The following is a 15,609-nucleotide window of genomic DNA, read 5'->3' as shown; positions in this document are numbered from 1 at the left end:
TCAAAAATATCAGGCTCTGATTCAAACAGATTATAATGCTTTATCAGCAGATCACACTCTTCTTCCGAGGCTTCATGCTTCAAGTATTTGTTTAATAATTCAGAAAAATATTTCTTGTCCATCTAGCAAAATCATACTTACCTTACATCATAGACCAGATTGTATTGAAATGTCCCATTACAGATTAAAATATTTTTAAAATCCCTGTGGCCGGTGTTATCACCAGGCAAGTGATGTGAATTACTTGTGGAATAGAGAACAACGACCAGAGCGAATATATTCTGAATTGATATTATGGTGCGGTGAGAATACCGACCAGAGGGAAATGGTCGAGGGACTTACGAATTTACTTAGGCGTCATACCAGTTAAATTCGTCAGTCACTTATCAGGATTTGCGACTGACGAAATCTACTTTCCAGACGCCCAGGTGATTTCGTAAGTCTGAGAAGCTAGTAAAAGAAAACCCGCAATTGTTCTATTGCTTTTCCTAACTGATTCTGAACAGTTTTTCTTGAAATCCGCATCTGACTGGCAATAGTCTTTGTAGGAATATCATCATGAAAGCGAAGTCTGAATATTTGCTGTCTTTTGGGTGGCAGTGTCAAAAGTAATTTCTCATAAGATCGGTAGAATTCCTGCCACAAAAGATTGGCATCTGCCTTTTCATTCTGGGCCGGAATATTGTCAAAAACTTCCAGATAAGGGGTTAAGTTTTTGCTCTTTGCTGCCAGTTTGAATACCTGGTTACGAACTGATATGCTTAGATATGCAGGTAAATTATTTATCGGGCTATGCCTGTTCACCCAAATGCTCACAAAAATCTCCTGTACAATATCCTTCGCCTGGTCTTCATCTCTCAAACGCTTATAAGCATTTGAATAAGTTTGCTCCCAGTACTTATTATATAAAATATTAAAGGCAGTCCTTTTACCTTCCTGCAGCTGCAGTAAAAGTATTCTGTCATCCTGAACTTCCGGGTTAATATTTTCCATCTATTATTTTTCGAAAAGATACAATAATTCAAAACTATACAGATATAGCTGCACTGAGATGTACGTTGAATATTTATTAAAAATCGAAGCCTTTTACTTCTGAATTGTAAATAGCTTAATAAATTTAACAAATAGCCATCAAAAAATCAATTAAATCTCTTAACTCAATAAAATCTCACCAATAAATGATGAGTTGTTATGCATTCAGCCCGTTTCCATCTTTAAATGAACTGAATCAGGTATCTTTTACTGAGAAATCTATTTTCTAATAATATTTAGTATTTAAATGTAAGTTACGTTTACGTACCCGAAAATCCAAAAAAAAATATATTATTTTTTTTCAACATTCAATATCAGTTCATACAACTGATAATTTTGAAAGCAAACACTCAAGACGAAGCAATCCCATGACGTTTAAGGGATTGCTGCGCTATCCATGACATCTTGTAAAATGCATAAAGATTGTACCTATGGAAACGATCCCGTTAGCTGCTCTTCAGCAGATGAGGAAAATCGTGCTGAGGAATGAAAATTTTGCTTCAATTGGCTAAGTTCCCTCCTGCGTCAGGATGAAAGGTGGAACGTTCGGCACGACAGGTTGGAAGGCTGCTCGGCTGGATAAATGTACCGGGCGCACTGTCTTCCCGACAGCTGCCCTTCAGCAGCTGAGGGAACTTAGCGCTATGGGATGAAAATATTGCTTCATAATGGCTAAGATCCTTCCTGCGTTGGATTGACTTTGATCTATAAACCGAAATCCTTCTATTTGTTACCATCAGTCATTTTCTGCTTCAGAGTTATCCTGATTTTTCTCTCGCAATGACAAAGTGTTGCACTCGCAATGACAATCTAACTGAAACCAGTATTTATTTAGACTGATTGATCAGGCCGGCTATTGCATTCAAATCATAGACAATCTTTCCATCCCTGATCGTTAGCTCACAGTCGATCTTCTGTTTGCCATCAAATCTGTTTCCGGCTACATCCCTAAAGCCAAATTTACCATCGCGAATACTTAAGATTGCAACATCGGCAATTGCACCTTCAGAGAGATTCCCCAATTCTTCGCGCTTGATAACTTGTGCAGGTGTCCAGGTACTGGCTTTTATCATATCTGGAAATTTCATTCCCATCGCCATGAATATAGACAAAACATTTAACTGATCTTTCATCGCCCCATTCACACTGCCCTGATGCAAGTCCGTTCCCATGGTATTAGGATAGAATCCAGCTTTTAGTGCTGGCAAAGCCTGATTAAAATTAAAGCTGCCCCCTCCGAAACCAACATCAAATATGATCCCCTTTCTTTGTGCCTCCAGAACAAATGGTTTAAACTTCTTTGTTTTAAGATCAACAATCGGCTCAACTACCCCCCTTGAGGACTGTATGAAAGTATGAGTGTAAATATCCCCGGGGCGGAGGTATTTGGTAAATAGCTCTTCAATAGATATGAAAAGGGTATTCAGGTCAATCATCACTGGCATATTGGCCAGTTTGCCTGCCTCTACCCCTCTGCTGATCGGGGTCCATTCAGAACCTGTAAAATGCGCAACCTTAAAACCCACAATATCATTTTTGTTTGCCAGTGCCACTTCAGCAGTTTTTTTTGCATCCATGTCACTTACATTCTGTTCATACTTTTCAATACCCCTCATTCCCTCTCCCACAATGTTTAATAAAGAAAGTACCCTTGTTTTTGAAACGTCAATAATATTCTTCTTGAAGGTCGGGAAGGATCTCCAACCAGCGCCTCCGGCATCCACAACAGTGGTAACTCCTGCACGGAAAGTCGACTGATCAGGAAGCACTGCTACCGTACCTCCACTCAGATAACTGTCAGGGTCAAAACCATAAAAAACATGGGCATGCAGGTCAATCAGTCCGGGAGTAACATACATACCTGCAGCATCTACTACCTGTACAGCAAGGGCAGTGTCAATATTCCTTGCAACCCTCGCAATTTTCCCTTCCTGAATGGCTACATCCATTTTTTCGTTGATGTTGTTTTTTGCATCAATTACATGACCACCCTTAATAAGTATTCTGTAAGGTCTCTGAGCCTGAACATAGCCTGAAATGAAAAAGATTGCCAAAAAAAGCAGCGTTGGTTTGCGTAGCATGACCGTATAAATTAAATTAAAAATTAAAAATGTGCACAGCCTGATTAAACTCTGGCTTTCATTAGTTCTTCTGTAAATCGCTTTGCAACGATTTTTTCATCTCCAGGCTGCATCATCCATACTGAAAGAATCATTGCATCATTGATACTCTTCGGTGCTTCGATTGATGGTTCACCATTGCGCAAATTCAGGGTCATTTCCCTGGGAGTTAACTTAATCAGAGACTGATCCCAGGAGATCCTGAGAGTTGGAGTAACATTAGCTATTGGGGGTACAAAAATTTCAGCCTTAACGCCGTTCACTTTGGTCACTGCATTCAGGATCACATTGGCTCTGTCTTCCCACATCTGCCATTCTTTCCCATGATCCAGATTTACAAAACGATCAAGAGCCGCGTACATTCCGAATATTTCCTCCTTATTCACTTTCATACCCCTACCAATATTCCCTCCTCCCGGAGGCGCACTTAGTCGGGCAGCTGCGACGATCTCTTTTCTGCCCATTAAAATACCAGCACTCTGCGGTCCGCGGATGGCTTTCCCACCAGAAACGCAAACCACATCATAGCCCATATCATTGAACTTCCATAAGTTCTCAACAGGAGGCACATCGGCCGCAATATCAATCATTGCAGGTATTTTATGCTTTTTAGATAGAGCCAGCCATTGCTGATGGCCTATTTTACCCCATGGATCTGCTTCATTGTAAAACCAGGTCATCGCAGTTTTTGAATTAACAGCAGCTTCCATTTCTTCTACTGTCTCAACAAAAACACGTTTTATACCTGTATTAGTCAGTGCATGATCGTATGATCCACTATGAGTTTTCTGAAGAATAACCTCGTTTCTTTCAAAGCCTGAAACATCAGGCAATAATGCAACTTTAGCCTTATCCATTCCGGTTAAAATTCCGGCAGTTCCAAGTACGAGTGCCGACCAACAGCCTGATGTGACCATAGCAGCTTCAGAATGGCACATAGCGGCTATTCTTTCTCCAACTTTGTCCTGAAGGTCATTATACAATACATACTTTTTTGAGGCAGCCTGAATAGCAGCCATAACCTCATCAGGCATCAAAGAAGCCGTATGGGTAGTATACACTCCATAAGCGTTAATAAAGGTCCGCAAACCCAATTCTTTGATCAGATCGCGCTTTGCAAGGGCCTTTGTACCTGCCTGTGCTGTATTAAAAGGAACACCGCTAAGTCCGCCGGCTAAAGGAGCCACGGATAGGTATTTAATCAGATCTCTGCGTTTCATTTTGTATTAATAGTTTTTGTGAGCAAGGCCGCTGAAGGTTTATCAAGGTAAAAAATGCAATTGTCATGAGTCTGAAGGATACTGGCGGGAAAATTATTGCTTACCTCATTCTCCAGGGAATTTTTGACAGCTTCGGCTTTTCTGGCATCCGGGACTGAACATATAATCATCTTTGATTTACATATCTGCCTGATCGACATGCTGATAGCCTGTTTCGGAACTTCTTCTATTGTCTTAAACCAACCTTCATTAAACTGTTGTAAACGACATTTTTCGTCCAGATTCACAACAATATAGGGCATTTCGGTATCAAAATCTGCCGGAGGATCATTAAAAGCCAGATGCCCGTTTTCACCTATGCCTACTAAAGCTACATCAATCGGATGTGCTGCAATGATATCATTTAATCGCTTACACTCTGCTTCCGGATCATTCTCCCCATTTACCAGATAACTGGCTTTTAAAGGAGAAACCAGATTAAGAAAGCGCTCCTTTAAATATTTTCTGAAACTTGCCGGTTCTGTTTCCGGCAATCCAATATATTCATCCAAATGGAACATAACCACTTTCGACCAGTCAATACTCTGATCAAGTACAATATTTTTTAACGTTTCAAACTGGCTTGCGCCTGTTGCAAGAATTACATTAGCCTGTCCCTTTTCTGCAATAGCTTTATTAATTCCGTCAATCGCTGCAGCTGCAGACACTTTTCCTAACTCGACCGGATTCTCAGATATATTAATTTTCATTTTATATAAAAAGTATTTTTTAAATTTTACAGGAAAAAATCCTGCATAGGTGTATAGCTCTATTTTATTATTTCCTGGCGGTAACAGTAATTTCAATTCTTGCAGGGCCGATCAGACTTTTAATCCCCATTATTGAACGGGTTGGACGTGGCTCATCAAAATAAGTACGGTAAACTGTATTCATACGTTCAAATAATTCCATATCGGTCAGATAAACCTGCACAGAAACTACATCCTTATAATCCATATCTGCTTCTTTAAGAATCACCCCGATCTTATCCAATGCCTGTTTAACTTCTGTTTCAAAGTCTTCAGGAATTGTTCCGGTTTTGGCATCTTCACCGCTAAATCCAGCGACATAAAGAGTTCCGTCAACAAGAATACCGGGTGTAAATGGGAGTCCGCGATTATAACCCTCAGGCATAATTATTTTGCGCTCAGATGAAGCTTTTTTTGTCTCTGATGAGTCTGTTGAGACAGTGCCTACGCAGGATGTCAATCCGAAAATGAGAAGAGAACCTAATAAAATGGTTGATTTCATGTTTTAGTTTATTATTTAAAGTGATTAATGTACAATTAATAAAGTGGTAAATAGCTGATATGGTATTAGTTCCCAGATTTCTTCCTTACTTCAGCAACTTCAAGGCTGCTTACTGGTCCGGCCTTATTTCCAAAACTCTGGCGGATATACGTTGAGATAGATGCAATGGCGTGATCATCCAGGAATTCAGCATGTGCAGGCATCATGCCCTGCCAGGATTGCCCATTCACTGTTATTTCCCCATCCAGTCCGTTAAGAATTACATTGATCAGTCTCTGTTTATCACCAGTTACCCATTCCGATTTTGCAAGCGGAGGAAAACGACTGTTATCGCCTTTGCCATCCCGCTGATGACAGGATGCACAATAGGTATTATATAAAATACTTCCCGCCAGGCGGTCGCCTCTGTGCAAATTATCCTTCACCTCGTCTGGTGTTTTTATATAGGATCTGCTCTTTCTGAGTTCCATACCTGCAAGCTGTTTTTTACCGAACTCCTTCTTATCTCCTTTATACATTACTCTCCAGATCTTTCCTTTATTAGATTCAGATATGTATAAAGAACCATCAGGTCCGGTGGCAAGTCCCATTGGGCGATAAACTGCGTCACTGGTATTAATCACTGTATCTACTCCTGTAAAGCCGTCTGCAAACACCTCCCATTCACCGGTAGGTGCCCCGTTTTTAAAGGGTACAAAACATACTATATAGCCTGCCTGAGGATAGGGCGAGCGATCAGTTGAACCATGAAATGCGACAAAAGCTCCTTGTTTATAACGCTCAGGGAATTGATTGCCCTGATAAAACATCACATCCATTGGTGCCCAATGGCCTGGAAAACCAATTACAGGAACATCAAATTTTGAGGCCCTTCCTATAATCTTACCATCACCACCATAGCCGGGCTGCAAGACATTTTTCTTTAGCATGTGATCATAATAGGCATATGGCCAGCCAAAATCAGAGCCTTCTGTAACCTTAAGCAGTGGCTCTGATGGCGGAACAGCCGCCTGCCATGCCGTGTACAGATCAGGAAAAATGGTACGAAAATTATCAATACCATTCATTACAGCATATAGATTATCATCCAGCGGACTCCAAACCATACCAACAACACTCCTGATGCCTGTTGCAAATTTATAACCGTCCTTTTGGGTTTGATTGGTTTTGGATGCATCAAACCTCCAGATTCCACCATGGGTTTCTAATTCGGGTGATGGATCCAGACCTTTACCACCGGGTATTCCAATCGGACCGTATTTTGTAATATCCTGACCGGCATCTGAAGGTGTGCCAAAAGGAACATACATATAGCCCTTGCGGTCAAAAGCTACAGGTTTGGTTGTATGCCAGTTTCTTGCAACATTTGGATCAAGATCAGTGAGTACAACCTCTGTTTTACTTTGAGGAACCAATTGACCCGGAGTCAGTTTATTCTTAAGCACCTGATTAACAGTACTGGTATAGAGATAACCATCATGAATGGTCATTCCAACTGCCGAGCCGCCTATATCCTTGTAATCGCCGAAATAAACAATTGAATCGGCTCTGCCATCCTTATTTAGATCCCGCAATCCAACCGTACCACCTGATCCTTTCATTGCCCGGTTAAAGGTTAATTTGACATAGATATCTCCGTTATCATTCACAGCAAGATGCCTGGCTTTACCAATGCTGTCTACCACCACCAGCGCTTCGAACTTATCCGGAAGGAATAAGCCACCATTATCGGGTAATCCTGCTGGTAATGTCCTGGAAATTTTGGAGCAAGATATTATTACAAGAGCAATAAGCAAGAACAGCATTCCGGTTCTGATTACCGGATTCCTCTGATCTATCAGAAAATGATTATTGAATTTCATTCAGAATGTTTTATTTTCTTAAATATCTGATTAATAATCCCATATTCTTTTCATACTCTCTTGTGGAGATGTATTGCTGTTCAGATGAATCGACAATACCCTTCCCATTTTCATCACTGAGCTTCGCAGTATTCATTTCCGAGCCATCCGGTAAAACCGAATAAGGCCTGCTGATTTGAATATGCTTTACGAGCCATCGATCCTTATCCAGGGCTTTTATTATACCCGATACTATGGTATCATCAGGTACCAGGCCGCTGGAAGATGTTGCCGGAAACTGAGTCTGAGGTAAAGTACCATCTTTGATCATTCCCGCTTTTAATGGTGAATTCCTTGTTGCCTCCTCAGCTGAAAGCGCATTTACCCGTTGGTATTCATCTTTGAGAAACTGAATATTAATATTGGTTTTCCCTCCATAATGTGCAAGCAGATTATTATCATCATAATCCCACCAGTAATGGCCATCCTTCACTCCTGTACCCTTGCGGTGAGCATAAAGCCCTTTATTGGTTCCAATCTCAATGAATGTTGCATGGGTTCGCGTCCCCCCAAGGCTTTTTTCGGCAGGCAAGCGGCAACTTTCAAGCCATTCGATTGCATCCGGAATACGTGCGAGGAATTTTCTATCACCTGTCAACTGGTAATACTTCATAAGGAGCAAAACATGTGTATTGGTAAATCCGGGCATCAGCGCAGGCGGTTCATAACTACGGGCATGTGCAACTTGCAGATCCATATTATATTGCTGTCCCCAACCTCCCTGCGGATTCCCCTGTTGAGTAATCAGGTAAAAATTCATCCCGCGGCGAATCGGATCCAGGAATCGCTCCTCTCCAAGGTTTATATAACACTGAATAAGGAAATCGATATTTCCGGAAATCACTTCATCATTAAATGTATAATATGCAGAATAATCCTCTTTGCCATTTTTAGGATGGTTGTCTTTTAGAGGAAAGCGCTGCGGCCATCCGCCAAGAGGATACTGACTGTCAATTATTAACTGAATAGCTTTATCAAGTGCCGGTTTATATTTGCTGTCCATCTTCTGAAGGTATAGTCTGAGAAGAAAAGAAGCTGGCCCCGAGGTATTGGAGTCATCAAAAGTTGAGGTTCCGTAGTAATAATAGTATTCTTCAAAACCCCATGCATTTTTTCCAATAGTGTTGTACCAATGTTTTAAAGAACGGTCCCCAGCAAAATCAATCATATAATTCCATCCGCCTTCAGGTAACTGTCCCCAGATCAGAGCAGAAGCAACTTTTTCAGCAGCCTGGTAATAATATTCATCTCCGGTAGCTTTATAGGCGTCGAGAAACACATTTCCCATACTTACCGTACCTGGATCCTGAACCCAAACCTGAGTTTTAAAACCTTCCAGTTCTCCCCAGCGGCGTGAGAAATCAGGAAGGTAATGAGCCACATAGCCCCCGTTCACGCTTACCTTTTCTACCATAAATCGGGTTGCAGTTAACATCGCAGAACGGGCTTCCTGCTCCAGTTTTTTAGTCTGGGTAAAACCACTTAGTGCTGTCAGAACAATAATATAGAAAGCAAGGAAAATAGATCTGAAACCGGACATTCTGAATTCTTTAATAGTTTACAATTTTCTTTACCCTGGCAATTTGTTTATCAGAAAGAATAAGCTTACCTGCCACTGCGTTAGATTCAAGCTGCTTCACACTTGAAGAAGATGGAATGATAGGACCCATACCTTTCATTGTCAGCATATAAGCCATAACAAGCTGACTAAGTTCGACTCCCATTTCATCAGAAATAGCCGCAAGTGCATGCAGTTTAGTCATATTTTCGGGGCTAGTTTTTGCTTTCAGGTCGCCCTCATCGAACAAACGGTCGCCAGGACCCACATTTACAGGATTCAGATATCTGTTAGTCAACAGTCCCCTGGCCATCGGGCTCCAGCCGATAAAGGATATCCCCTGTTCTGAAGCATAGTTCAAAACACCCTTATCATCTGCAGCTTCTCCATCGAGCAGATCAAACTGATTTTGCACGGCAAGTATCCGGCTTCTTACAGACATTTGAGACTGAACAGCCTGATAGGTTTTAAGTATATCAACAGTGGCATTTGACACAGCGAAATAACGTATCAAATCCTGTTTAACCAGATCTTCAATTGCAGTCAGACTTTCTTCAGGTGGAGTAATTCCATCAAATCTGTGAAAATAAAGCAGGTCTATATGGTCAGTTTGAAGCCTTTCGAGGCTGGCATATACTGCTTCCATAATATTTCCTCTTGAAAGCCCGCAATGATTTGGACTTAATCCGTCCATTGTTCCGGCCATTTTTGTTGCAAGCACCACATTGCGTCTTTGTTCAGGATTTTTTTTAAACCACTTCCCTATAATCCGTTCAGAATTTCCTGAGGCATTATTATATCTGTTTGCAGTATCCCAAAAAGTAACCCCAAGGTCTATTGCTCTGTCAAGAATATTAAACGAATTTTTCTTATCGATCCGGGAGTCATCCCCACTTTCCGGATATCCCATTTTCCAGGTTCCCAATCCTATATTTGAAACCTTTAATCCGGATTTACCCAGAACGCGGTATGGCATCCCGTTAAAACTATCAACTACAAAAGGCGCATTATAAAATGCCTGGCCATCATATATCTTTTTACTCATCAGGGAACTTTATTTTAATTATTATCAAAAAAACAAACCAATATCAATCTACCGGTTTGCGGTATTTTATGAAAACAAACCAGAAGGCTTCTCGCCTCTGCTTATTATCCTGTCTATTGCAAGTATACCTACCATTAATTGTCTTGGATAATGATAGTGCTCTGCTCTCACCTGGGTATGCTTTTGCATCTTTCTATCACCACTATCGATCACAAATGCATACTCGGGACGAACATAATTCTTTCTGATGTATGCCTCTGTCTTTGCATAACAATTAATTGCCCATTCGTCACCGGTATGTTCAATCAGAATCATTGCGCCAATCAAAATTTCTTCATGAACCCAGCGTAATTTATTCAGAGTCCAAATGTTTTTGTCTACATGAGTGAGCTCATGATAAAAACCTCCATAAACATCATCCCAGGAGGTATCGACATGTCTCTTAAATTCTTTAGATGCCCTGTGAAAGAGATCAGCGTCCTTAATCAGCACTGCGTAATTCATCACAAAGGCCAGAGTTTCACAACCATGACCCAGGTCGCCGTACTGTGAGGCTACAGGATCAGGAAGCGGGCTCATATCATGAGCCAGAGCTTCATTTAAAAGTCTGTAATCTTTGTTCAGGTGATGATTCATAATAGCATCTACACAACGATCTGCTAATGTCCTGATTTCCTGATCACTTTTTTGCCTCAGCATTTGGGTACAAACACTCAATAAAATCATCCAGTGCCCCAGAATCCGTGGCCCGGCTACTCTGTTTTCTGCTTTGTAATTATAAGTAAAATCAGGTCTGTCATAACGCTGTACAGCTTTCAAAACAATTTCTTTTGCCTGATCAAAATATTTAGGTTCGGCTGTAGCTTTAGCATATTCAGCCAGTCCTTCTGCTACAAAAAGGTTTCCGTAAATATCACCTTCGGTATCACCTATTGGCTCACCCTCTTTTGTAAATGATGAAATATAATAGCTGCCATCAGCAGGCAAACGTTTCAAAATAAAATCTTTGGATTTACGGGCAATTTCAAGATAAGCAGGATCCTTATCAAGATTATTGTATAAAAAGGAATACATCCAAATGCCCCTTCCCTCAAACCAGGCACGTTTGGTTGTATTGACAAGCTTTCTGGTAAGAATATCCACCGAGCACATAAATCCACCAAGTTCATGATCCACTACGTATTTACTCAGATTCGGAATAAATTTGCCCAGTAATGCCTCCTTGTATTGTTCGCGCAACTTTCTCAGATCCAGGCCGCTTATCTTCTTTAAATCAGGTTTAGATGAAGCCTGGGCATCTATTGGCAAAATGGAACCTGCAAGGCTTGCAGAACCCAAGAGACCCAATCCGGCAAGGGTATTCTGTTTTAAAAACTTGCGTCTTGAAAATTCCTTATTATTCATATCGTATCAATTTAATTTAGCTATATCATCCAAAAAGACCGGATGGTTTACCATTACGTTTAATCATTCGTTTTAAAGCAAGCAGATTCAACATCAGGTGCCGGGGATGATGATAATGTTCGGCTCTCATTTTTGCATAATCCTTCATAAACCGATCGCCTGCCGAAGCCCAAAATAAATTGCCCGGCTTTGCAAAACTTTTACGAACATATTCAAGTGTTTCATTAAATAGTTCTTTTGCCCATTCCTCTCCGGTATGCTCAGCGATAAACATACTACCAATCAGCACCTCTTCCTGAAGCCAGAGCACTTTGTCTACCTTCCATATATTATTATCCACATGATCCAGGGCCCTGAAATAACCTCCATATACATCATCATGCGCCACGGTTACATGTCTTTTAAATATTTCTGTGATACGATCGAAGAGCTTTTTATCCTTTCTGCGGGCAGCTTCAAAATGCAGCATCCAGCACATTTCTATACCATGACCTGTGTACGAAAAGTCTTTGTATGAGTTATCCGGGCGACTGAAATCATGGTTCAGAACCTCATTGAACAGCTGATATTGGGGATTCAAATGATGATTCAGGCAAGCATCCAGGCATCTGTCAGCCAATTTCTCCATATCGGCATCCGGCCCATTCTCTAAAATCTGAGTGGCAGCCCGCAAAAATACCATCCAATGACCAAGCACCCTGGGGCCGGGGATTTTAGTTGCACCCGGATTCAAATAGGCAACATAATAATCATAATCAGGACTATCATATCTTTTAAGACAGGATAAAATAATTTTCTTAGCAATCGTAAAATACTGTTTATCACCGGAAGCCTTGGCGTACTCTGCCAGACCCTCTGCTACAAATAAACTTGAATAAATATCACCCGGGCCTGATAAAGGCTTTCCATCATTACTATAAGAAGATGTAAAAAACTTATCGTCCTCAGGAAGATGTTTCAGAATAAAATCCTTTGATTTACGTGCAACTTCGAGGTATTTAGGATTCTTTTCAAGGTTATTATAAAGAAAGGAATAGGTCCACATCCCCCTGCCTTCGAACCAGGCAGTTTTATTCGAATTGGCCTGCTTTCCATTAGTAATATCTATGGAGGTCATAAAACCACCAAGCTGATGGTCAATTACATACTTATCCATATTCGGGATAAATCGCTTGAATATCTCAGCATGATAAAATTCATGAAGCTTGTTTAATTCAAGGCTCTTTGGCTCTAGATTATCAATGCTTTTATAGGTAGCATGCTGCTCAGTCCCAAATGCATTAACACTAATACTTCCTAAACCCGCCAAAAGCGTGTTTGACATAAACTGTCTTCTTTTCATAAACTATTTAAAAAAAGGTTAAATCTCCGGAAAGAGTCTTCCGGAAAGCTAAAATTCCCGGAACTAAAAATACAATTTATTTGAGATTGACGTTCTTATTTTTCATTTTAATATTTTGAAAAATCGATTATGTGTACGTAAACAATTATCTGATTGCCCCTTTTTGTTCAGAAAATTCAACATAAAACCTGACTAATCTGAAATCTGATGTGTTTTTCCCTCCCTTGATCTAGATTGTAATAAGTTTGTTCAAATATTGTAACAATACTGAACATAAAAGGGCTTAAACTGGGCTTAAGATTATATTTGCAGCAATTATAAGAAACGGCCGTTTAGATTTTAAACTATTATATCCATCGGGTATCTAAAGGTTTTACTATTTAAATTACCATATACCCGAAACGAATAATTTTATGAGAAGATTTTTCCTCACCCTTTGTTTAGCATTATACTCCATTTTTAGTTATTCACAGAATTATCAGGTTAAAGGAAGTGTTCTGGATACAGCAGGTGTTCCTTTAACAGGAACTCTGATCAAACTTAAAAATGGGAAAGATAGTGTTCAAACTTCTGCAGACATTGATGGAAATTTCAATTTACCAAATGTAAAATGGCCTAATTTCACACTTTCTGCGGCATTTATCGGGTTCAAGACATTCCTTAAAGCCTATACTATTTCCGGTGGCAACTCACTGGTAATTCCCCCTATAAAGTTAAACACATCTTCAAATACCTTAGATGAAGTTGTAATAACGGCCGTGACTGCAATTAAAATCAGCGAAGACACGGTTACTTTCAATGCCTCCTCTTTCCCTGTAAGACAGGGTGATGCAGTAGATGAAATGCTTAGAAAGCTTCCGGGAGTTAAAGTTGATGCTGATGGGAATGTTACAACGCAGGGTGAGGCCATTACAAAGATCAGGATAAATGGAAAGGATTTTTTCGGAACTGATGTGGCAACAGCCATAAAAAATCTTCCTGCTGATATCATTAAGAATCTACAAATAATTGATGATTATGGCGATCATGCCAACATTACTGGAATTAAAACCGGAGAACCAGAGAAGGTACTAAATCTTACCATTCTGGAAGAAAAGAAACGTGGATATTCGGCACGAATGTTTGGTGGAATCGGAAGTGAAGACAGGTACAATACCAGTTTAAGAGGAAACACTTTTAAAGGAGAACGCCAGTTATCATTTGACGGAACCATTAACAATATCAATATGCGTGGCGGCAATTCAAATGGAATCACCAGCACCAATTCAGCCAGCATGAATTACCGTAATGATTGGAGTAAAAAAGTATCCGCAGATGCCGGATATAGCTTCAATAACCGCAAAAACACAACTTTTAGTAAAACATTTTCACAGAATTTCCTTGAAAACTTCACCCGGCTGGAAAATGCTGTTTCCGATAATAACAGTGATAATTATAGTCATAACTTCTCCGGGAACCTCGTACTAAAACCCGATACTTTAAACTTCCTGAGAATCTCCCCCAGCTTCTCCCATAACTTAAACAATTCTGATAATATAGGTGTAACTGACATTTCCCAGGAAAGCCTCACCACCATCCGGAATAATGTATCAGGGTCAAATACCTTGAATTTAAATATGGGAACGCGTTTCTACTACAATCATAAGTTCTCAAAAAAGGGAAGAAATATGAGTTTGAGCGGAAACTTAAATTATTCAAACGGCGATAATGACCGTAATGTGATGAATAATTACCTGATCAGACAGACAGGGGGTGATTCAACCCGTATTCAGAATCAACTCATTGCGAACACTAACAACAATTATTCCCTCTGGTCGAATATAACCTATATGGAACCCATCTGGAAAAAAACCTATGTTGAATTTAACTATAGTCATAGCAGGTCTAGTACAACAACAGACCGTATTACGAATGATATAATTGGTGGGAATCAGATATTTAATGCTGACCTTAGCAATAATTATGAGTATCAGTTCTACACTCACCGATTTGGAGCAAATTACCGGTATATCGCAGATAAGTTCAATTATACTCTCGGATTAAACGCCCAGCCGGCAATACTTAAAGGTCAAAACCTGAGCAGGGGAATAAATACCGAAAACAGAACATTTAACCTGATTCCATCTGCAAGAATGGTATATAAATTTTCGAAACAACAGGCATTAAATGTTAATTACTGGGGTCGAAATAATCAGCCGGGTTTTCTTCAGTTGCAGCCTATAACTGATAATTCCAACCTTCAGAATACTATTACAGGTAACCCTGATCTTAAACCTGAATTCATCCATACTTTCAATGCCAGATACAATCAATCCGACTGGAACATGGGGCATGTTTTGCATGCAAACCTTTCATTCAGTCAGACTCAAGATAAAATTGTAACTACAAAGGTTCAAATCCCAAACACGGTTAACCAGCTAACCAGCTATACCAATACCGATGGATTCTATTCCCTTCGTGGAGATTACTCCTATGGTAAGCCATTTGCAGAACGTAAATATACCCTTACTTACTCCGGTTCAGCATACCTGAATAATAACGTAGCCTTTATCGACCTGAATAAGAATATTGCCAAAAACTTTATGGTAAGACAGGAAATCGAATTTGAAGTGGATATCAAAGATGTTGTTGATGTAGAACTTGAAACTTCATATGCCATTAATAAAACTCAGTATTCTCAGGCAAATTTTACGGATC

Annotated in this window: 11 protein-coding genes; 1 reads left to right on the top strand and 10 read right to left on the bottom strand. The window is 40.1% G+C overall.

The window, feature by feature from the left end:
• Positions 1-450 precede the first annotated feature (450 nt).
• The 10 genes from VGE44_RS09130 to VGE44_RS09085 all read right to left on the bottom strand — a co-directional run bounded on the left by VGE44_RS09130 (position 451) and on the right by VGE44_RS09085 (position 12,912).
• Complete coding sequence (locus VGE44_RS09130; RefSeq protein WP_331078198.1) at positions 451-993, bottom strand: RNA polymerase sigma factor; 543 nt, start codon at positions 991-993, stop codon at positions 451-453.
• Positions 994-1,859: 866 nt separating this feature from the next.
• Entirely contained in the window at positions 1,860-3,113 is a 1,254-nt protein-coding gene (locus tag VGE44_RS09125) for an amidohydrolase/deacetylase family metallohydrolase (protein WP_331078196.1), read from the bottom strand.
• 44 nt (positions 3,114-3,157) lie between these two features.
• Positions 3,158-4,372: a selenocysteine synthase gene (locus VGE44_RS09120; protein WP_331078194.1), complete on the bottom strand. Its 1,215-nt coding sequence runs from the start codon at positions 4,370-4,372 to the stop codon at positions 3,158-3,160.
• Positions 4,369-5,121 (bottom strand): glucosamine-6-phosphate deaminase, encoded by a 753-nt coding sequence (locus VGE44_RS09115; protein ID WP_331078192.1) that lies wholly within the window; start codon positions 5,119-5,121, stop codon positions 4,369-4,371. Before VGE44_RS09115 ends, VGE44_RS09120 begins: the two co-directional genes overlap by 4 nt.
• 67 nt (positions 5,122-5,188) lie before the next feature.
• Positions 5,189-5,662: a RidA family protein gene (locus VGE44_RS09110; RefSeq protein ID WP_331078190.1), complete on the bottom strand. Its 474-nt coding sequence runs from the start codon at positions 5,660-5,662 to the stop codon at positions 5,189-5,191.
• A 65-nt stretch (positions 5,663-5,727) separates the two neighbouring features.
• Entirely contained in the window at positions 5,728-7,524 is a 1,797-nt protein-coding gene (locus tag VGE44_RS09105) for a c-type cytochrome (RefSeq protein WP_331078188.1), read from the bottom strand.
• 10 nt (positions 7,525-7,534) lie between these two features.
• Complete coding sequence (locus tag VGE44_RS09100) at positions 7,535-9,103, bottom strand: pectate lyase (RefSeq protein ID WP_331078186.1); 1,569 nt, start codon at positions 9,101-9,103, stop codon at positions 7,535-7,537.
• 10 nt (positions 9,104-9,113) lie between these two features.
• Positions 9,114-10,166 (bottom strand): aldo/keto reductase, encoded by a 1,053-nt coding sequence (locus VGE44_RS09095; RefSeq protein ID WP_331078184.1) that lies wholly within the window; start codon positions 10,164-10,166, stop codon positions 9,114-9,116.
• 66 nt (positions 10,167-10,232) lie between these two features.
• Entirely contained in the window at positions 10,233-11,570 is a 1,338-nt protein-coding gene (locus VGE44_RS09090) for an AGE family epimerase/isomerase (RefSeq protein ID WP_331078182.1), read from the bottom strand.
• A gap of 25 nt (positions 11,571-11,595) precedes the next feature.
• Positions 11,596-12,912, bottom strand: a complete 1,317-nt coding sequence (locus VGE44_RS09085; RefSeq protein ID WP_331078179.1) for an AGE family epimerase/isomerase — start codon at positions 12,910-12,912, stop codon at positions 11,596-11,598.
• A 413-nt stretch (positions 12,913-13,325) separates the two neighbouring features.
• Between VGE44_RS09085 and VGE44_RS09080 the strand changes: the two genes are divergently transcribed.
• Positions 13,326-15,609, top strand: a 2,284-nt coding sequence (locus VGE44_RS09080) for an outer membrane beta-barrel protein (RefSeq protein ID WP_331078177.1), incomplete at its 3' end; no start/stop codon positions are given.

The organism is Daejeonella sp., from assembly GCF_036405355.1.
Classification (GTDB): domain Bacteria; phylum Bacteroidota; class Bacteroidia; order Sphingobacteriales; family Sphingobacteriaceae; genus Daejeonella.
This window is presented reverse-complemented; position numbering and strand designations above follow the sequence as displayed.